A 20531-nucleotide genomic window follows, 5' to 3' on the forward strand; every position below is an offset into this window, starting at 1 on the left:
AAGATCAAAGCTTTTAGGGCAACCTCAAGAGGTGTAAGGGATATTAAATTCTTCTTATTCAGATTGTCGAAAATATATGCTTAAAACATCCCCCCAACTTTTCCGCTTGATCCATCTTTTGCAGCAAATTAGTAATTTACGATAGCACGTGTTTTTACTTATTCTTTCAGTTAATCCTTATTTTTGCAGTGAATGATGGTTAAAAGGTTCAATTAAGAAATGCATAATAGATTTTTTGATAGCACACAGATTGCGGTGGTTTCTACTTTTTCTCATCTTTTGGGTACAGATTTTAAAGGAGATATGAATGCAGTTTGCTGGCATAGAGAGCTGTTGGGAGATTTTGAGGAAATCGTATCCAAACTTGAATTGAAAGAGGATCTGACAGAAATTTCTATAGAAGATCTTCAGTCACTCAAGCTCTCAGAAAAAGGGGATATAGCAAGGGCGGTTATCTTGAGTGATTTTCGGCTGTTAACAGATTCCGGAGCATCACCTTCACTCAATTTGATCAAAAGTTATGACCGGGATGAGGAGTTCGATTTCATTTCAACAGATGTATATTCTTTTCATGTAGACCGTTCGCCCATTGGTACCGATACTTTTTTATGTACCTACTATGGTGCAGCCAGTGAAATCTTAGCCAATAATCAGGTTGAACAAAAAGTTCTGGTACCAGAGATCAGGCAAAAGCTCAAAGAATTGCATAACGGTACGGAAGAAGAATTTGAAAGCTTTTTGACTGAACATTATTTTGATCTGCATTACCAGGCTAAATCAGGTGCCATACCAATAAATTTGGGATTGGGTCATTTGTGGAGACTGGCAGTAGATCATCCTGAAAAACAGTGTTTGCCTTGTGTTCACCGGGCACCTATTGAAAAAGATGGAGCGTATAGATTGTTGCTCATATGCTAATTGGCCTGGTTATTTTTTTAGGAGCTATAAAGATAAACCTATCTTTTTTTCTCAGTTACTAGGTAATAGTTAATCATCTCGTAAATATTTCCCATGTGTTTTTTCATCAATATAATTCAAATATATTTGTGATATGTTCAATAGCGGCATCTTTTTGCCTGTCATCATTATTACTGGCATCGCTTATAGTATTCTGGCCAAAAAGCTGACAGTTCTGGCTGCTCTTACAGGCGGCATAATAGCCTGTTTTGTTTATATCGCTGCTGGTTATGCAGGTGTTGCAATGATGAGTATGTTTTTTATTATGGCTTCTGCAGCTACCTCTTGGAAAAAGCATAAAAAACAGGCCTTTGCCATAAGAGAAGAAACTAAAAGTGGCCGCAGTGTACTGCAAGTACTGGCTAATGCCGGTGCTGCTGGTATTTCGGGTGTAGTGATCCTATTTTATCCCCAGTTTGCCTATTTAATGTTTCTCGCATTGGCGGCAGCTTTTGCTTCAGCTACTGCAGATACCCTGTCATCCGAGCTTGGGATGGTTTATGGGAAGCGGTTTTTTAATATTATTTCTTTCAGGCCCGACCGTTGTGGAATGGATGGTGTGATCAGTATGGAAGGGACGTTGATCGGTATCGGCGGTAGCTGTATCATCGCTGCTATTTATGCACTGGGATACGGATGGGACATGAACTTTTACATTATCGTTATCGCAGGGACGGTGGGAAACCTGACTGATTCTATACTGGGAGCTGTACTTGAACGTAAAGGGATAATTGGCAATGATCTGGTCAATTTTTTGAATACGCTGACAGCTGTGCTGGTGGTGTTAATATTAGAAGGAATATTAGATTAAAAGTATCTTATTAGCTTCTTTCTGCATCTCCTTATTTTTGTATCATCAATTTTGCTTTTGGTCAATTTATAATAAGCTTTTTGCGATATTTATGCTATTGTTTATTCCTTATAAGATTATGAAAAAAATCGTTTTTGTTTTACTGCTGGTGGCCTGTGGATTTTCAGGTTATGGGCAAACCTATCAAAGTATTACCAGCAAGAATAAAACCTATCTGGAAACGTTGAAAGGAGTAAGTTATACTTATAAACAGGGCATTATTACGCTGAAGAATAATGGCAACTATGCTTTGGGCACAGTGAGTATTGTGGCCTCGTCGAAAATAGACAGTACGCTATTTGGAATTGCTTTATTTGAGGACGGGCTTAAAAAAGGGGAGACTGCTAAAGCTGAAGTTTATTTTACTACGGGCCTCGGTAAAAAGGTACATGAGGTATCTTTAAAGCAGGTTGATCAGAAGAATCTGGTGTTGTCTTTTGACAAGGCAACCAGGGCTGTAAAATAATCGTTTACTAATTGACTATGAGAATATAAGCTTTACCAATCTGTATCAATAATAGTTGATTGGGCGGGTTTCACCAGATAACATATGATAAATATTTAACACTGAATTAATAATCGGTAATTAGTTTTGTGGTATAAATATTTGGTTAGTATTTATAAGTTTAGGTTAGTTGATTATAAAAGCCCAGATGGATATCGGGGCTTTTTATATTTTAACCCATTCGATAGAAAAACTCATCAGCTACAATTTTTCCGTCTTTAACCTCATAAACGCAGATCTCACTCATTGCCATTCTTCCATGGGTTTTATAAGTGGCATCAATGTTCATTACAATAGAAAAATGATTGTCGGCAACAATTGGGTCTGAGCACGAAGAGCTATGTATCTCTTCAACACTTTCTTCCCACTGTATAGTTTTCTTTTTAACAGCATCCTTACCTTCTGTTAATTCCATTGGTGAACCTTTTGGCTCTTTGCTTACCACATTGTCCGCGTAAAGCTCATCAATGGCCTGCTCGTGTTTGCCTTCGCGGCAAAGCTGCACTAGTTTGTCAGCTACTTCCTGAGTATTCATATGCTTATATTTAGTTATGATCTAAGTTATTAAAAATAAACATTTTACCTGTTTAAAAGGTTTTAAGTTTAGGTTAACTTGCTGCACCAGACTCAATAACTCAATACAAGAGGGGCTGATTTTATGTAAATTGCAATCGTTTGTCTCCAATTGACCCATGTCGCTGTTAAAGCGCCAAGAAGCTTATGCGATTAGAAATTATTTAGTTCTGCTTGGTTACCATGGCCAATACTTCCATTAAATTGTCTATTACCGCATCAGGTTTAGCTTCTTCTAATTGTTTCTTCGTATGTGCACCTGTGGTAATACCAATGCTTAGGCTGCAACCTGCATTTTTACCTTCTTCAATATCAATACTCGAATCTCCAACTTTAACAACCGATTTACTGTTGGTAATACCATGATGCCGCATTGCTAACAAAATCATATCAGGTTCTGGTCTGTTTTGGCCAACTTCTGATGCAGTAACAAGTGTATCAAAATCAGAACCTGCCTTCCAGCCGAGCCTGTTAAGGATAGCCTCGGCAGTTCTCCTGTCGTAACCGGTGTTAAGTACTGAGATTATCCCTGCTTTTCGAAGTTTTTCAAAAAGTTCGACTGAACCAGGCTGAGGTAATATTTCTTCATTTTCATAGGCTAGCTTCAACTTGCCAATAAATTCTTCATATATATCGAATACCATTGCTTCATCAAAAGAAGCTTTGTAAGTTTTAAGTACCGATCTGATGGCTTCTTTCTTTTCTTTTCCGGCTGCAACAGCAAGAATCTGATTAAGCGTATAAGAAAAACCAGCGGCATTTATAGCATTCATTAGCGTCTTGTAAACCAGGTTATTTTCGTTCACTGTGGTGCCAGCCATATCGAATACTACCATCTTAATTTCAGGGTACATTTGCTTTCTATTAAATTAGATAAGTTAATTTTTAAACTATTGTCGCCAAATATACTGCCAGTAATTTTGCTAAACAAATGTTTAGCAATAGTTAACATTTATATTAACATTTGTTTACTTAAGCTAAACATTAAAAATCTGGTCTTGCTTAATTTTTATTTATTTAGAAAGGATATTTTTAACGAAATAAGTAGCTGGTAATTAATGTTTTGTTATATTTTATATGAAGTTGTTTGCAATAATCTAAAAGTGAGCAAGCTAAATCAGATTCAACAAAATCGATTTGCCAGATATTAAGCTTATTGGTATGAAAACCAACAGGTAATTATGCTGCTGAAATTGGACGATATTAGATAAAATGATACAAGAATACTACATCGCCAACGTATGCTGGCTTGGGTTGGTCTTTAATCACAAGTGTAGCCTGAATGGTAACTTTAGTTATTCCCCTTAAATTGCTAATGCAATTTAATTTTGCTTTTAACTGCACTTCGCTATTCACCAAAACTGCCTGACCGAACTTAAAGCGTTCAATGCCATAATTGATTTCCATTTTAATATTGCGCACATCGGCAATCTGCTTCCATAAATAAGGAATTAAGGATAAGGTAAGGTAACCATGCGCAATTGTTGCCTTAAATGGCCCCTCGTTTTTAGCTTTTTCTGCATCGGTATGTATCCATTGATGATCCAAGGTTGCATCGGCAAATTTATTGATCTGTTCTTGATCTATAGTATGCCATTGCGAAACCCCTAGTTCTTTGCCTAGATACGATTCATATTCTTCGAAATTATTGATTACCAACATATATTCTGTTTAATAGGATTAGTCTTTAACAATCCTTTAGGTACAACAATCCTTCAGGTATTATAGTTTCAGTCACTCTTCTGTTCCAATGATAGTCATAATAACGATGTGTTTAGCGGGAAACAGATAAAAATATTCAAAAGATTTTACTGCCAATTTTGTGTTGACTAAGAATATTGTATGCAGGTTGTTTATAATCAGTTAGATAAGTGTCGTTGCTATTCATTCAAAATCGATGAGTTTTTAAAAAAAGAAGCAACTGGAAACGATAGATACTAACCTCACCAATGGACTAACAAATGGTACTGGAGGAAATGTTGTATGAGGTGGAGGGTGTAAGATGGGAGAATGTCTTCCTAAATATTATTCTAGTTCGAAAAAAAAAATATGCCCGTAATTCAATATTAAATGCTTTTTTTTTGTTTAAACGATTTGGTTTTAAGGTTGTTAAATATTATCTAAATATTTTATTTGATATATTTAAATTAAAATTTAGATTTGTCTAAAATTATATTTAGACAAATCATTTATATTCATGAAACCCTTCTTACTATACTGCTTCTGTTTCTTTATATCGCTAAATGCCATTGCGCAAAAAGTTATGGTTAAGGGTTTGGTCACCTCTCGAAATGAACCTTTAGAAAATATTACTATTAAAATTTTAGGATCCAATGGCTCCACCAAATCAGATGCTTCTGGTACTTATCAATTAAATGGCATTCCGTCTGGAAGTTATGACCTCATTTTTTCAGGCATAGGTTATCAATCCAAAAGAATTAAAGTAACGCTGAAAGGAGATACGGCACTAGTTAACGCTGATCTGTTAAGCTTAGCATCTGATTTAGGCGATGTGGTAATTACAGGGGTTAACCGGGCCACACAGTTACGTAAAAGCCCTGTACCTATTGCCGTACTTTCTAAAAAAACAATGGACCAAAATGTAAATACAAATCTAATCGAAGCTATTGTTAAGGGCGTGCCTGGAATTACAGCTGTTACCACCGGTCCAAATGTTTCTAAACCTTTCATAAGAGGATTAGGTTATAACCGCGTACTAACTTTATATGATGGTTTAAGGCAAGAGGGACAACAATGGGGCGATGAACATGGAATTGAGGTAGATGAATATGCCATTACCAGAGCAGAAGTAGTAAAAGGTCCGGCCAGCTTAACCTATGGTTCTGATGCATTGGCCGGGGTAATTAATATGATTCCTTATACACCGAATTTCGAAGATGGAAAATTGAAAGGCGATTTTACGGCAAATTATCAAAGTAATAACGGCATGATCGGTTCGTCGATTGGATTGGCCTATATTAAAAACGATTGGAAATACACGTTTAGGGCAAGCGGGAAAACAGCACATAATTACAGAAACAAAATTGATGGATTGGTTTATGGAACAGCTTTTAGAGAATACAATTTATCTGCCAGCGCTAGGGTAGATAAGCCCTGGGGTTTTTCTAAAACAGCGATTACTTATTACGATAATTTAATGGAAATTCCCGATGGTAGCAGAGATTCTTTATCGCGACGGTTTACCAGGCAGGTTTTGGATGACGGAGATGATATTAAAAACAGACCTATTGTGCCTGAAAGTGATTTGAATACCTACTCCATTAATCCCTTGCATCAGCACATTCAACATTACCGGTTTTATAACACCAGCCAGTTTAAATTTGGAACGAGCGATTTAAATTTATTAATTGGTGGACAACAAAGTGTAAGGAGAGAATATAACCACCCAACATTACCAAGCCAGGCGGGGCTTTATGTGGTATTGAACACTTTTAACTACGATCTTAAATATAACCTGCCAGATTTTGCGGGTATCGAAAGTACCATTGGGGTAAATGGCATGTACCAAGGAAACAGGAGCAAAGCTGCTACCGATTTTCCTATTCCGGATTATGATCTCTTTGATATTGGAGCTTTTTACTTCGCTAAGAAATCGATTGGTAAGGTAGATGTTTCCGGAGGGATTAGGATCGATAGAAGAAATATACACTGGAGTGATTTTTATGTAGGTACCGATATGCAAACCGGTTTCGGCAAACAAGTGAATTCAACCGATGCCAGCGGAAAATTGCAGTTCCCTTCTTTTGATAAAAATTATTATGGTTTATCGGGAAGTTTGGGCTTAACTTACAATATTTCCGAAAAATTATTAATTAAAGCCAATATTGCGAGAGGATACAGAGCCCCAAACATTACAGAAATCGGTTCTAACGGATTAGATCCTGGTGCACATATTGTGTACTTGGGTAACAGAACCTTTAAACCTGAGTTTAACCTTCAGGAAGATATTGGCATTGTTGCCTATTTGAAAGATGCCGATATAAGCGTGGAGCTGTTTAATAACAACATTCAGAACTATATTTATCAATCGCGCTTAACTGATGCCAGCGGAAATCCAATTGTTATTGTTCCTGGTAACTTAACCTATCAGTATCAGCAATCCAAAGCGAGATTGTATGGTGCAGAAATTTCGATAAATCTACATCCTGCAGATTTAAAGTGGCTAAGTTTCAATAATAGTCTTGCTTATATAGTTGGATTAAACCAGAATCGGGAACTTTTAGATAAACATGGCAAGGAAGCCAAATATTTGCCTTTTATTCCGCCATTGCAGGTGAGAACAGAGATCAAGGCGACTGTTCAAAAGGCTATAGGTATTTTTGATAAGCCTTATATTAAAATTGATGCTGCTTTTTTTGCTGATCAGAATAGATTTTATGCTTTAGATAATACCGAAACCTTTACCGCTGGTTATACTTTAATTAATGGAGGCATAGGCTCTGCATTAAAAACCAAAAAAGGGAAAACTTTGTGTGATATTTTTTTCCAGGCCGATAATATTTTCAATATCGCCTATCAGTCAAATTTAAACAGGTTAAAGTATTTCGAATATTATAACCGCCCGCTCAATGGCAGGTCGGGCATTTACAACATGGGTAGAAACTTAAGTTTTAAAGTGATTATTCCGATTTAAAACCAGAATGTTACTGGCCATTAATAACCTTTCTTTTTTTGTTGTTGCTGCGGGGAGGAATGACGAAGCAATATTTTAATTGAATTCAGGTTATTTGGAAATGAGCGGCTTGTGGTTCATGGAAGGCGCTAGTCCCACTGTCGCTCTTAGTCCTCGCTGCGCTCAGGGTTTAGAAACAAGGGCTTGCACACCCTGTAACCCCACAAATGAAATACTGTTTTTGCTAATTAGCCCCGGTTTCAGCGTTACCCTGCAGCAACGAGGAACGAGGAAGCGAAGCGTATAAGCGGAAAACGGGAAGAAATTTCATGTTTTGTACAAGCCTTGCGCTCCAAATGTGAAAATTATCTTAGTTTTAGCCCAAATAATAATTGAATTCAGGTTATTTGGAAATGAGCGGCTTGTGGTTCATGGAAGACGCTAGTCCCGCTGTCGCTCATAGTCCTTGCTGCGCTCCGGGCCATTCCGCTCGGTCCGGGTTTAGAAACAAGGGCTTGTGCACCCTGTAAAACCCACAAATGAAATACTGTTTTTGCTAATTAGCCCCGGTTGCAGCATTACCCTGCAGCAACGAGGAAGCGAAGCGTATAAGCGGAAAACGGGAAGAAATTTCATGTTTTGTACAAGCCTTGCGCTCCAAATGTGAAAATTACTTTAGTGTTAACCCATATAAATAATCGACACCAGGGTATCAGCCTTCCATTCTAGAGACTGTCCCTCATTTTTACTACTTTTACTTCAATCACCATACATTAAACATTTACATTAATGGAATCCTCTTTAAGCGAACAGCGTTTAACTTTTTTAAGGCAATCAATTGGCAAGGTAATTACCGATTCGCCTTCTAACTTTATGAACTGGCTTGCTCCTGTTTTAGTTAAAGCAGAATATGGCCTATTGGTTTGCCAGTATACCATCCGTAAAGAAATGACCAATCCTTATCAGATTTTACATGGCGGCGTAACGGCAGGTATTATCGATGATTTAATTGGCGCAACTGTTTTTACGATGGGATTAAACGAACGGTATACTACTGTAAATAATTACATCGATTATTTTGCCACGGCGAGCGAAGGCGATGAAGTTATTGCGGAAACAGCTATTGTAAAAAGAGGGCGCACAATATTAAATCTGCAATGTGAGATATTTTTACCTTCAAAAAAGCGTTTAATAGCTAAAGGCTACTCGAACATGTTAAACATAGGTTAAGTCTTTTTTCGTAGCTTAAGAATTAATTGTTAATTCCTTTAAATTAACGAAACATTCTCATTTATAATTTGTTGTAAATTAACCTAAAATATAATGAGCCATGTTAGAAAATTATTCCACCCTGCAATTCATCGTGAGAGGCAAAATTTTTAAGGGATTTTGCATGCGTATTCAAGATGATTTTCACGAAACTTATGCCGTTGTTTTAGACGGTTACCACTCTTTCTGTATCTGGTTAGATAACAAAACAGAAAAATGGTGCGCTTCCAAAAATGTAGCGATTGATCCTGATGCTATTGATGAAATCATTAACAGGATATCTATTCCCCAAACGTCTTACTAATATTAAGTAATAAAAATGTTGCAGCATAAATTCTGTCACTAAGTTGCAGGATTTTGCTGTTTTATGCGGTGTTTTCTCTTTTTTCGTTTAACATTCCTTTTAAAACGAAGTTCATAATGGGTTTTGGTGCGTTAAATTGTGTATTTTAACAACAACTTAACTAATAAATTAACCTAAATCTTTCATTATGAACAAAAAATTACTAATACTATTAGGAATTTTAACTTGTTACGTGGTTTCGTATGCCCAAACGACAGTAAAAGGCAAAGTAACCGACGCAAATAACGTTGGCATTCCGGGCGTAAGTGTACTGGTTAAGGGCAGTACAACTGGAGCTTCGACAAATGGCGATGGTACTTATAGTATTGCCATTCCATCAAATAATGCTACGTTGGTATTTAAATCAATAGGCTTTGTTACCAGAGAAGTAGTTGTTGACGGGCGTTCGCAGCTGGATATTTCCTTATCCAGCGATGAAAATAAGCTTGATGAGGTAATGGTTGTAGCTTATGGTACTGCCAAGCGTGGTAGCTATACAGGTTCTGCAGCTGTAATTGATCAAGATAAAATAAAAGATGCCCCCTTTACTTCTTTTCAAAATGCTTTAAATGGTAGGGCAGCAGGCGTGCAGGTTACGGCGTCTTCGGGACAGGCGGGATCAACACCTAGCATACGTATAAGGGGGATTGGTTCTATAAATGCATCTAACGATCCATTATATGTTGTAGATGGTGTTCCTGTTGTTTCAGGAAATATTGGGCAAGGAAGTGACTATACTTACTCGACCAATAATATCATGAATACGATTAATCCTGCCGATATTGAGAGTATTACTATATTAAAAGATGCAGCTGCGTCTTCTTTATACGGATCGAGGGCAGCTAATGGAGTTGTGCTGATTAATACAAAACGTGGTAAATTAGGGAAGCCCAAAATTGAGTTCAGAACATCTCTGGGACTAACACCTACCTGGGCTACGGATAATTATGAAGCCGCTAATGTACAGGATCAGGTAAATATGTTGTACCGTATTTTTCATGATGTACGTACTTCTGCAGGACAGAGTGAGGCGGCGGGAAATACCTATGCTTTATCTCAACTAAATAGCAAGTTTAACAGACATGGTTATCGCTTTACTACTGATGGAACAGGCTTAAATGCTAATGTAAATATTCTTGGCATGACAGACGGGATAGAAAATCGAGAAGGGAAGTATTTCGATTGGGATGATGCGCTATTTAGAACGGCAAAATACCAAACTAATGACCTGGCAGTAAGTGGTGGCGATGAAAAAACAAAGTATTATTCTTCCTTTTCGTACACTAGAGACCAAAGCCGTATCAAGGTAAATGATTTTGATCGCTATTCGGGAAGGATCAACTTAAATCAGAAAGTAGGCAGATATGTAGAAATTGGTTCGAATGTAAGTATTACCAGATCTGCGCAGAGTGGTTATAACGATACCAGAAATACAGGTTCTAACAGCTACTTCCAAACGAGAAATTTGCTGTGGCCGCTTTACTGGCCAACTGATTATAAAACGGGTTTGCCATTTACCGCCAGATATGGAAGTTTAGCACAGAATAATATCTATTATGATAATCAATGGGATAATAAATCAGTTACAAAAAGATTTGTAGCCAACCCTTATATTCAGGTGAACATATTACCTGAGTTAATTTTGAAGTCTGTATTTTCTTATGATAATTCTCAGGTTAACGACCATATTTATTATAGTGCGCTTCATTTTAATGGCTTAACCAATAATGGAAGTGTAAATGAAATTACAACCAATTACAATAAAATGGTTTCTTCAAGTACAATTAACTATAGCAAACAATTTGGATTGCATGCAATAAGTTTTCTGGCAGGTTTTGAAGCCGAAAAGAATGTTAACGATTTCCAAAGAGCAACAGGTGTAGATTTAGGAAGTAGTAAACTACAGAGTGTTTCTACCGCAGGAACTACTTCAGCATCTGCTTATAATTGGGGTAATTCTATTGTTTCCGGCCTTTCCCGTTTAGAATATAATTTTAATCAAAAATACTTTATTACCACTTCTTTGAGAAGAGATGGATCATCAAAGCTAGGCGATATCAATAGATGGGGAACATTTTGGTCTGTTGGTGCCTCATGGAAAATTAATAGTGAAGATTTTTTAAAAGAAGTATCATTTCTTGATAATTTAAGATTGAGGGGATCATACGGAACAAATGGAACATTACCATCAAATAACTACGACTGGCGCGAACTGACTTCATTTTCTAACAAATACCTGGGCCAACCTGCAGCATTATATGCTTCGCTTTCCAACCCTTTATTAACCTGGGAAAATAGTTACTCAACAAACATAGCCCTGGAGTTTGGTCTTTTTAAAAAAATTACGGGTACACTAGAGTTTTTTAATAGAGATACCAAAAATCTGTTATTGGGAGTTCCTGTATCAATGACTACAGGTTTTAGCTCAACACTGAGAAACATTGGGGAAATTAATAACAGGGGTATTGAATTCGATCTGAATGCTAATTTGATTAATAAAAAAGGATTTAAATGGGACTTAGGTCTTAATGGGTCCTTTACAAGATCAAAAGTAACCAAATTGTATAAAGCTGAAGGATCGGTGCGCGGAAATGATATTATTTGGACCGATCCAACTGGTGGAGATACAAGGGCACAATTTTTATACAGTGAAGGTTTATCAATGCTTAGTTTTTATGGTTTTGAATGGGCTGGTGTAAATCCTGCAAATGGTAAAAATGTTTGGTACTTAAATGGTAATACCCCTGCTACGGGTAGTTTTGATTTTAATGGCAGGCCTGCGACTTATAATTATAATGATGCAAATAGGGTAGTGATTGGCGATGGTAATCCTGATGTTTTTGGTGGAATTAATACTGATGTAGAATATAAAGGTTTTAGTTTAGGTTTAAATTTTATCTATAAATTGGGCGGGCAAATTTACGATGGAGCTTATAAAGACGTAGCAGATGACGGTTACTACTGGGAAAGGATTAGGGCACAAAGCTACTATGATAATATGTGGACTCCGCAAAATACTTCAGGCACTCAGCCAAAACTTGATGGTAATGACCTTACTGATGCCATGCAATACAGTTCCCGTCAATTACATAATGCCAGTTTTTTACGCTTGAAAAACGTCTTATTTGCTTATCGATTTCCAGAGAAGATAACATCTAAACTTGGCGCTTCAAATATCAGAGCATATTTTAACGGTTCAAATCTACTTACATTTTCTAAATACAAAGAGGCAGATCCTGAAGTAGGAAATTACAGTACAAGAGGTTGGGAAACCCCATTCGGGAAGACCTATACTTTTGGTTTAGAAGTTAGTTTTTAATATAGGAGATTCAAAATATGAAAAGAATAAATATACTACTGATCAGTATCTTCGTGTTAAGCATACTATCATGTAAAAAGTTTTTAGATATGACGCCGAGTAATTCGGCAGATTCAAATAAATCAATCCAAACACCAAGAGATGCGCAGATTGTAATTAACGGTGTAATGAGCCAAATGACCGATGCAGCCTACTACGGAAGAAATTTTTTCCTTTATGGCGATGTTAAAGGAGGAGATATGACGGTTTATTCTCAAGGCCGTGGTTTAGATGCTTTATATAATTATAATCAAAATGCCACAACCAGTAGTTTTTCAGGCTATTGGTCGCAGATTTATTTTTGCATATTACAAACCAATTACCTACTGGAAGAAATAGCGAAGCAGGAGGCTTTAGGTACAGCTGGTTTCGGTTCGTACAAAGGGCAGGCCTTAACAGCCAGGGCATTAATGTATTTTGATTTAGTTAGGTTGTATGGAAAAGCTTATACTGATAACAAACAAGCTTTTGGAGTTCCTTTAATATTAACCAGACAAGGCTACGAGGCACAGCCTTTGCGCTCAACAGTCGAACAGGTATACAGTCAGATTATTAAGGATTTAAATGATGCTGCACCGTTGTTGCCAAAAACAAAAACTAATGGTTACATTAATTATTATGCTAATAAAGCAATCCAGGCTAGAGTATACTTATATATGAATGATATGCCAAATTCACTTTTAGCCGCGGAAGAAGTTATCGGAGCTTCTGCTTTATATACGTTGTATACTAATGCGAATTGGGTAGATTCATGGAAAAGTCAGTATGGATCGGAATCTATCTTTGAATTGGGTGTTAACCCCTTGGAGAACGATCTTGGAGCAGCGTCATTAGGAGTTTACCAACGAAACAAGGGAGTGGGTACTACAGCAGCATTAGGTTTTTTCTATTCCAGTACCGACTTTTTAGCCCGTTTAAATCAAGGATCCAGCGATATACGCCGTGGAATAATGGGCAGGGATGAAAGTTCGGCTACAAGATTAGGCGCCTTGTATAAATATAGTGGTAGCACAACTTTAGCCGGCGATAAAAGTATAGCGAATAATACAGCAGTTAACATTAAACTAATCCGCTTATCTGAAGTTTATTTAATTGCAGCAGAGGCCGCCCTTTCTGCGAACACAACAAAGGCAGCTAACTATTTAAATGCAATACGTCAAAGAAATCCTTCTTCAGTACTGGCTACACCAGCTACCGTTACACTTGACATGATTTTAGATGAAAAAAGTAAAGAGTTATATGGTGAAGGCCAACGTTTCTTTGATTTGATACGGACCAATAAATCAATTACCTACAATGATGAATTTGGTGGGTTAACGATTACCACCCGACCAAAAACAATTGATAGAACCTTTAATAAAACACTTCTTCCGATTCCACAAACAGAGATAAATGCAAACCCGGGAATAAAGGCACAACAGAACCCAGGTTATTAATTATTAGGTTATTTATTGAAAAATCCCTGTCAGATATTTTCTAACAGGGATTTTTTGTATTTATTTAACTCTTTCTTTTTGTCATTCTGAATGCAATGAAGAATCTTTAAAAGAAGGGGAGTGGAACTGTATCCGAAGTTAATAAGCTTAATAGCCATTCGCCTATCAAATAGATTGCTTCCTCGTTCTCCTCTTCGCAATGAATGAAGCTTTATGTACTTATCAATGACTAATGAACCACTTTACGCAAAAAACATATAACTAAGCGCTATGGCGGTGCAAACCCCAACTAAATCAGCCAATAACATCGAACCGATGGCATAACGTGTGTTTTTTATTCCAACAGAACCAAAGTAAACCGCTACTACGTAAAAAGTGGTATCAGAAGCACCCTGAAAAACCCCCGATAATTTACTGGCAAATGAATCTGGTCCGCTGGAAATCATGGTACTTACCATCATTCCGCGCGCAGCACCACCACTTAAAGGCCTGATTAAAGCTGTAGGTAATGCATCAACAAATTTGGTGTCGGCTCCAAAAAATAGAAAAACATTTCTAATGCCATTCATCACCACATCGAAAGTTCCACTGGTTCTCAGCATGCTTACAGCAACTAAAATCCCAACCAGATAAGGGATGATTTTCAACGCAGTTTCAAATCCACCTTTGGCTCCATCAATAAACGCATCAAAAACATCTATTTTTTTATACAGTGCACCGAGTACGATCAATAAAAATATCAGCAAAATTATCCCACCGCTTAATAAGCCTGAAAATGATTTTATACTGTCTGCATTTAATTTGCTTACATACCAAACCAGTAAACCCACTACAGCCGAAATGCTGAGTACCCAGGTAATAATAACAGGTTGAAGTAAGTTTATCTTTTGTTTAAAGGATACAATGAGCATGGCGGCCATGGTACCAACAAAGGTTACAATTAAACAAGGAATGAAAATATCAGTGGGATCTTGCGCATTTTGCGTTGACCTAATGGCGATTACACTAACTGGAATTAAACATAAACCAGCAGCGTGTAAGCATAAAAACATAATCTGCGAGTTGCTGGCAACATCTTTATTTGGATTTAGTTCTTGCAAACTTTCCATGGCCTTTATACCAAAAGGAGTGGCTGCATTGTCTAAACCTAATAAATTGGCCGAGAAATTCATAATCATATGGCCCATAGATGGGTGCCCTTTAGGGATTTCTGGAAAAAGTTTCGAAAAGAAAGGACCAATAATTCTGGATAATAAACGGATACCGCCTGCTTTTTCAGCAATGCTCATTAACCCCATGAATAAAGCCAGTGTCCCGATTAATTTAATGCAAAGGTCAACCGCAATCCAGCAGGTTTCAATAATACCATCTAATTTTAAAGGGTTTAAGGGGTCGGATGATTTACCAATCACCATCCAGTTAAAAATATCGCTATGTCCGAAAAAGAAACATTTAATACTGGCTACTACAATAGCTACGATAATAAATGCCGACCAGATTCTGCTTAATGCCATTAGGGTTGTTTAGTTTTATTTGAAGGGGTTAAAATACCTTTTTTAGTCGAAAGTTCATAGTTTAGTCTAAAGTCCGTAGTCTATAGCCCTGAGTCGCTTTGCGCATATCAATCAATTGCCAGCTATTTGCCGTAACCATCAATAAAAAGTCCATAGCCAATAGTTTCTATACTATCAGTTATGGACTATTTTGACTTAGGACTTTTGACTCCTGACTAACTAAGGTTTATCGTCTGTTAGTTCAAAACCCCAGGTTTTCCCTTTTTCAGTGGCAGGAATCCCACTTGTCATCCAAGCTGGAGCCTTAGCACCTTTTAAATAATAATCGAAAAATTGCTGTTCGCGGATTTGAATATCCTTACGGTTCTGGCGTTGAACCAGGTTATGTGCCTCACCGTTATAGTTTAACATCCAAACTGGCTTGCCTAAACGGCGCAGCGCGGTAAACATTTCAATACCCTGATACCAAGGCACAGCGCCATCTGCATCATTAGCCATCACCACAACAGGAGTATTTACTTTTGGGAACATAAATAATGGTGAGTTCTCGATATATAATTCTGGTTTTTCCCAAAGTGTTGCGCCGATACGGCTTTGTGTTTTTTCGTACTGGAACTGACGGTTCATACCAGTTTCCCAACGGATACCGCCGTATGCAGAAGTCATGTTAGCTACGGGTGCGCCGGCCCAAGCGGCAGCATACATGTTATTTTGTGTAATGAGGTATGCTACTTGATAACCACCCCAGCTTTGACCCTGGATGCCTATTTTGCTGCCATCTACCCAACTATTTTTCTTAAGGCTTTCTACACCTGAATTGATAAATTCAACAGCAGACTTACCTGGATGACCGATTTCATAGCTAATATCTGGTGCAAAAACCAAATATCCGTTACTCACAAAATAAGAAATATTTAAGCGCGACGGAGTGGGAGCTGGCGCTTGATAGGTATATAAACCATCTGTTAGTTTTTCATAGAAATAAGCAATCATTGGATACTTCTTATTTGGATCGAAATTTTCGGGTTTGTACAAAATACCTTCTGCTTTATAACCTTTTGGAGTGGTCCATTTTACCAGCTCGGCTGTACCCCAATTGTAGTTTTTTTGCTGAGGGTTGGTATTGCTTAATTTAGTTTCGGTTTTGAAATCGGTTGTGATATAAACATTTGGCGATTCTACATAATTGGCTTTATCGTAAATGTAAACATCAGCGTCTTTAGCTTTTACCAGGTTGGAGTATTTAACTTTAGCCATTACTACTAGTTCAGGTGCCTTAGACGAACCTACATTGGTGCGGTAAAAACCATTTTCTTTAGTTAAATTGTTAAAACCATCTAACCAAACTGTTTCATTCGCTTTTACAAATTTGCTGTCTGCATTGCGTTCAAACCTGTTATCCTGTTGTACCCTTTCGTAACGAAAAGTAAGATTATTTGCTCTTCCAAAACCGGCAGTAATATTTTTTGGCGCCGATTTTCCATCTGGTGAAAACGACCAGATATCGTATTTATCGTAAATTAAAACAGCTTTATCACCTTCCGTCCAGGTAGCTAAACCATAAGCAGAAGGTAAATCTGGTACATCATTCTCTTCGTCAACAAATTTTTCGCTTAAACCAGCTGTTAGTACGGTTACTTTTCCAGTAGTTACACTATAAGTATTCCAGTTACCTGCCTTTCTATCAAAATATAAAACATAGTTTCCGCCAGGAGAAGCCATTGCATAACCGCTTAAATTATCAATAATTTTCTTTTTCTGGCCATTTTTAGTATCAACTAAATAATAATCTTTTGTGGTAGAGCCACTCCACTGCGATTCGATCCTGCGTCCATAGTCTGTAGATGCTAAAACCTGATTCGCATCTCCTTCAGCAATTAGATTGGCATCAGGCAACTTTAAATCCGTTAATGGAATTACTTTTGGATCACTGCTGTAAACGTCAATCACCGATAAATAACTTTTCTTGCTGTCTCTATCAACATTTTTAAGCTGCATAGGCTGTAAGTAATCGTCTTTGTAATTCCAAACATCAACTTTAGCCACTTCGAAATCTACAATAGTGGTGTCTTTTGGCTTCTTAATAGGAGAGATGCCAAAAAATAATTTTTTACCATCTTTACTAAAAGTTAACTTTCCATCACCATTAACCGACCATTTTGCAGGTAGCCCTGGCATATCAAAATCAACCAGTATCTGTGCCGTATCAAGTGTTAAGGAGTTGTAATAAATATTGTAATCTTTTATTTCCTGTTTCTCCGGACTTTGCTCACCCACAAAAGCCACATGTTCACTTTCCTCATCAAAAGTGAAGTTTTTAAAACTTCCTTTACCTTTAATAAGGGTTTTTAGCGTGCCTTTTTCTGTGTTTAGCAAGAATACGCCTTGTGGAGCTGTTTTATCCTTTTTAGACCCGCTACAAGCAAAAACCAACTGTTTGCCGTCTTTACTGAAATAATAATCGGTAACGAATTTATAGGTTTTATCTGTGCCCGTTAAAAGGTTTTTTACTACTAAATCGGTTCCTTCTTCGGTTTTACCTTTTCCGGTTGGTTCATCATCTGCAAAATCAGTTTCGCCATCTTTTTTCTCAGCTGGTTTTACTGTTTTCTTTGCTGTATCGGGCTTTTCAGTTAAATAAGCTATTACACCAGCACCTTCTTCAGGAAATTTGAAAGATTTTACCCTTGCTACTTTCGTAACGGCACTGGTAGTAAGGTTGGCAATGCCCAATGAATCCTTTGGCAATTCATCTGGCTTTTTCTTTTTAATTTTAGCCTGACGTAAATCTTTATTTAATGGACGGATATTAAAAGCTGCAAACTTAGAATCGTTACTAAACTGCGAGTTCATCCCTCTTGGGATATTAATCTTCGCATTTGTTTTAATATTGGTAAGGTACAATTGTGCATCTCCTTCTTGCTGTAAGATGCTGTACATGGCCCATTGACCATTATTTGATAACTGCTTTGTACCTACTGATTCCCAAGTATCATATACCGAATGATCCAAAGGTTTCTTTTGTGCGTAAGCAAAGCTGACAATGAAAAACAGAATAATAGTTAGTCTTTTTTGCATTTTTAAATTAATTAATTTGTTGGTTGAGATTTAATCTTCTAAAATTGGATTTTTTTAGCTTATTAGGAAACTTGTATGCCAAATATTACAATTGTAAGCGAAATACGGGGAGTCAGAAGTTAATCTTCTCCATATCCCATACCCTTTGCTTCAAGCTCCCCAAACTAAAAATCCCCGATTACTTTAAGTAACCGGGGATTCTGTATACTATAAAAGTAGGATTACTTTTTAGCTTGTTGCTGCTGACGCATATAGTCATCTAAACGTTGTTGGAATTTAGATTTTTTCTTTTTCTCATCAGCCGGTCTGGCTTTGTTTTGCTGGATTAGCGCATGGATTTTCTCATCATCAACCATTCTACGGATCAAAAACTGTTGTCCGAAAGTCATTAAGTTGGCTAAGAAATAATAATAGTTTAATCCGGCAGGATAGCTATTTAATACCCCTAAGAAAATGATAGGCATAATATAACCAATGTATTTCATCTGCCCGGTGGCTCCAGAAACCTGGTTGTTGAAATAAGTCATAATCAAGGTAGAGATGGTCATCAATACACACATTAAACTTAAGTGGTCGCCAATGAAAGGAATTTTTACGCCAAATTTGATAAACTCGTCATAAGTAGACAAATCTTTCATCCATAAGAAACTCTCACCACGGAGCTCAAACAAGTTCGGGAAGAAGAAGAAGAAGGCCATTACCAAAGGCAACTGTAACACCATTGGCAAACATCCACCCAGTGGGTTTACACCGGCTTTCTTATATAGTTTTAAATATTCCTGTTGAACCAATGTTGGATTATCTTCGCCTACTTTAGCTTTAATTTCGTCCATTTCTGGTTTTAACACGCGCATTTTAGCCATTGATAGGTATGACTTGTAGGTAAGCGGTGATAAAGCAACTTTTAACAAGATGGTTAATACCAGAATAATTAAACCGTAGTTCCAGCCAAAGCTGTTTAAGAAATTAAATACGGGTAATACAATAAAACGGTTAATGTATTTTAATGGCCAGTAGCCCATATCAACCTGCTGCTCTAAATCATAACCCTGTGCTTTTAAGGTAGAGAATTTGTTGGTTCCGAAATAAAATTCCATTTCATAAACCTGGTTTGCTGTATGCGCATATGGTAATTGCATATTGGCATCGTAAAACTTCACCTGGCCAGGAGCTGTTGGGATTTTAACTTCTAAACTTCCTTTTTCGAAAGCCTGTTTCGAGATTAAAGAAGCCGAGAAAAAGTGTTGTTTAAATGAGAACCATTGGATTTTACCTTTCGATAAATCTTCTTTCTCATCTTTCGAAACGCTTAAGTGGTTTACATCACCATCTAAATATTTATAGTATGGTGCAGAGTAACGGTGTTCGCTTTCAATCGATTTTTCTTGCTGTAATAAAGTAGTCTGCCAGTTTAAGCCAATGGTATTACCTGCAATTACCTGTTGTAAACCAACTAAATTAATGTTGAAAGCTACTTTATTGCTTAATGCTTTTAAATCGTATACATATTCTACATAGGCATTAGCACCATAATTGGCACGCATGGTAACCGTATTTCCGGTTTTTGTTGGTGTAAAGTATAAATCGTTGGTATTAATTACTTTACCAGCAGCATTAAGGTTTAAACCGAATTTATTCTCGTTACCGTCAAATAAAATAAGTGGTTTGCCGGTAAAGGTTTTCTGCCCTTTAACTTCAACTGATGTAATTTTACCTCCTTTATTGCTTAAAGTGATCAGTAAATTCTCGTTTTCCAGAACTGTATTCGCTTCTGTACCAGTTATAGCAGTACCAAAAGGACCTTTTAAGGCTAAAGAATCTACCGCTGGGTTAACAACTGCAGTTTTTGTGGTATCTTTTTGTACTGGCGTAGCACCAGATTTTTTTGCCAATTCTATACTGTCTCTTTCTTTGGCTTTTTTAATTTCCACCTCGTTCGGCTTCAAAAAGTAGAATGATCCAGCCAAAATGATCATAATCAGGAACAATCCTGTAAAGGTATTTCTATCCATTAT

At 37.1% G+C, this 20531-nt stretch carries 14 protein-coding genes; 8 read left to right on the forward strand and 6 right to left on the reverse strand.

Going from position 1 to position 20531, the window contains the following annotated elements; translation table 11 throughout:
* Positions 1-219: 219 nt before the first annotated feature.
* The 3 genes from HDC90_RS01260 to HDC90_RS01270 all read left to right on the forward strand — a co-directional run bounded on the left by HDC90_RS01260 (position 220) and on the right by HDC90_RS01270 (position 2273).
* Positions 220-918, forward strand: coding sequence for a DUF1826 domain-containing protein (locus HDC90_RS01260; RefSeq protein WP_184463075.1), 699 nt, complete (start codon positions 220-222; stop codon positions 916-918).
* Between the two features lie 133 nt (positions 919-1051).
* Entirely contained in the window at positions 1052-1768 is a 717-nt protein-coding gene (locus HDC90_RS01265; RefSeq protein ID WP_184463078.1) for a DUF92 domain-containing protein, read from the forward strand.
* A 118-nt stretch (positions 1769-1886) separates the two neighbouring features.
* Positions 1887-2273, forward strand: coding sequence for a hypothetical protein (locus tag HDC90_RS01270; RefSeq protein WP_184463080.1), 387 nt, complete (start codon positions 1887-1889; stop codon positions 2271-2273).
* Between the two features lie 211 nt (positions 2274-2484).
* Here HDC90_RS01270 and HDC90_RS01275 read toward each other — a convergent pair whose 3' ends face one another.
* From HDC90_RS01275 to HDC90_RS01285, 3 genes are all read right to left on the reverse strand, one after another.
* Positions 2485-2847, reverse strand: a complete 363-nt coding sequence (locus tag HDC90_RS01275) for a nuclear transport factor 2 family protein (protein ID WP_184463082.1) — start codon at positions 2845-2847, stop codon at positions 2485-2487.
* 202 nt (positions 2848-3049) lie between these two features.
* A complete protein-coding gene (locus tag HDC90_RS01280; protein ID WP_221451771.1) occupies positions 3050-3739 on the reverse strand; it encodes a phosphonatase-like hydrolase in 690 nt (229 codons plus the stop codon).
* 349 nt (positions 3740-4088) lie between these two features.
* The gene (locus HDC90_RS01285; RefSeq protein WP_184463084.1) at positions 4089-4547 is read right to left on the reverse strand and encodes a MaoC family dehydratase; all 459 of its coding nucleotides are present in this window, start codon (positions 4545-4547) and stop codon (positions 4089-4091) included.
* Positions 4548-5082: 535 nt separating this feature from the next.
* Between HDC90_RS01285 and HDC90_RS01290 the strand changes: the two genes are divergently transcribed.
* The 5 genes from HDC90_RS01290 to HDC90_RS01310 all read left to right on the forward strand — a co-directional run bounded on the left by HDC90_RS01290 (position 5083) and on the right by HDC90_RS01310 (position 13924).
* A complete protein-coding gene (locus HDC90_RS01290) occupies positions 5083-7539 on the forward strand; it encodes a TonB-dependent receptor (protein WP_184463086.1) in 2457 nt (818 codons plus the stop codon).
* Between the two features lie 768 nt (positions 7540-8307).
* On the forward strand, positions 8308-8748 hold the full coding sequence (locus HDC90_RS01295) for a PaaI family thioesterase (RefSeq protein WP_184463088.1): 441 nt from the start codon (positions 8308-8310) through the stop codon (positions 8746-8748).
* A gap of 163 nt (positions 8749-8911) precedes the next feature.
* Complete coding sequence (locus HDC90_RS01300; RefSeq protein ID WP_184463090.1) at positions 8912-9091, forward strand: hypothetical protein; 180 nt, start codon at positions 8912-8914, stop codon at positions 9089-9091.
* Between the two features lie 187 nt (positions 9092-9278).
* Entirely contained in the window at positions 9279-12449 is a 3171-nt protein-coding gene (locus HDC90_RS01305) for a TonB-dependent receptor (RefSeq protein ID WP_184463092.1), read from the forward strand.
* A 17-nt stretch (positions 12450-12466) separates the two neighbouring features.
* Positions 12467-13924 (forward strand): RagB/SusD family nutrient uptake outer membrane protein, encoded by a 1458-nt coding sequence (locus HDC90_RS01310; protein ID WP_184463094.1) that lies wholly within the window; start codon positions 12467-12469, stop codon positions 13922-13924.
* 242 nt (positions 13925-14166) lie between these two features.
* Here the strand turns inward: HDC90_RS01310 and HDC90_RS01315 are convergent, their stop codons facing one another.
* From HDC90_RS01315 to yidC, 3 genes are all read right to left on the reverse strand, one after another.
* On the reverse strand, positions 14167-15438 hold the full coding sequence (locus tag HDC90_RS01315) for a nucleoside recognition domain-containing protein (RefSeq protein WP_184463096.1): 1272 nt from the start codon (positions 15436-15438) through the stop codon (positions 14167-14169).
* 219 nt (positions 15439-15657) lie between these two features.
* The gene (locus HDC90_RS01320; protein WP_184463098.1) at positions 15658-18516 is read right to left on the reverse strand and encodes a prolyl oligopeptidase family serine peptidase; all 2859 of its coding nucleotides are present in this window, start codon (positions 18514-18516) and stop codon (positions 15658-15660) included.
* A 221-nt stretch (positions 18517-18737) separates the two neighbouring features.
* Complete coding sequence (gene yidC, locus HDC90_RS01325; protein ID WP_184463100.1) at positions 18738-20528, reverse strand: membrane protein insertase YidC; 1791 nt, start codon at positions 20526-20528, stop codon at positions 18738-18740.
* Positions 20529-20531 lie beyond the last annotated feature (3 nt).

The sequence above is a fragment of the Pedobacter sp. AK013 genome, assembly GCF_014205835.1.
Taxonomy (GTDB): Bacteria; Bacteroidota; Bacteroidia; order Sphingobacteriales; family Sphingobacteriaceae; genus Pedobacter.

What these genes read in the sequence shown, in the direction of transcription:
- HDC90_RS01260 (WP_184463075.1), top strand. Translation starts at nt 220, where the DNA reads ATGCATAATAGATTTTTTGATAGCACACAGATTGCGGTGGTTTCTACT.
- HDC90_RS01265 (WP_184463078.1), top strand. Translation starts at nt 1,052, where the DNA reads ATGTTCAATAGCGGCATCTTTTTGCCTGTCATCATTATTACTGGCATC.
- HDC90_RS01270 (WP_184463080.1), top strand. Translation starts at nt 1,887, where the DNA reads ATGAAAAAAATCGTTTTTGTTTTACTGCTGGTGGCCTGTGGATTTTCA.
- HDC90_RS01275 (WP_184463082.1), bottom strand. Translation starts at nt 2,847, where the DNA reads ATGAATACTCAGGAAGTAGCTGACAAACTAGTGCAGCTTTGCCGCGAA.
- HDC90_RS01280 (WP_221451771.1), bottom strand. Translation starts at nt 3,739, where the DNA reads ATGTACCCTGAAATTAAGATGGTAGTATTCGATATGGCTGGCACCACA.
- HDC90_RS01285 (WP_184463084.1), bottom strand. Translation starts at nt 4,547, where the DNA reads ATGTTGGTAATCAATAATTTCGAAGAATATGAATCGTATCTAGGCAAA.
- HDC90_RS01290 (WP_184463086.1), top strand. Translation starts at nt 5,083, where the DNA reads ATGAAACCCTTCTTACTATACTGCTTCTGTTTCTTTATATCGCTAAAT.
- HDC90_RS01295 (WP_184463088.1), top strand. Translation starts at nt 8,308, where the DNA reads ATGGAATCCTCTTTAAGCGAACAGCGTTTAACTTTTTTAAGGCAATCA.
- HDC90_RS01300 (WP_184463090.1), top strand. Translation starts at nt 8,912, where the DNA reads ATGCGTATTCAAGATGATTTTCACGAAACTTATGCCGTTGTTTTAGAC.
- HDC90_RS01305 (WP_184463092.1), top strand. Translation starts at nt 9,279, where the DNA reads ATGAACAAAAAATTACTAATACTATTAGGAATTTTAACTTGTTACGTG.
- HDC90_RS01310 (WP_184463094.1), top strand. Translation starts at nt 12,467, where the DNA reads ATGAAAAGAATAAATATACTACTGATCAGTATCTTCGTGTTAAGCATA.
- HDC90_RS01315 (WP_184463096.1), bottom strand. Translation starts at nt 15,438, where the DNA reads ATGGCATTAAGCAGAATCTGGTCGGCATTTATTATCGTAGCTATTGTA.
- HDC90_RS01320 (WP_184463098.1), bottom strand. Translation starts at nt 18,516, where the DNA reads ATGCAAAAAAGACTAACTATTATTCTGTTTTTCATTGTCAGCTTTGCT.
- yidC (WP_184463100.1), bottom strand. Translation starts at nt 20,528, where the DNA reads ATGGATAGAAATACCTTTACAGGATTGTTCCTGATTATGATCATTTTG.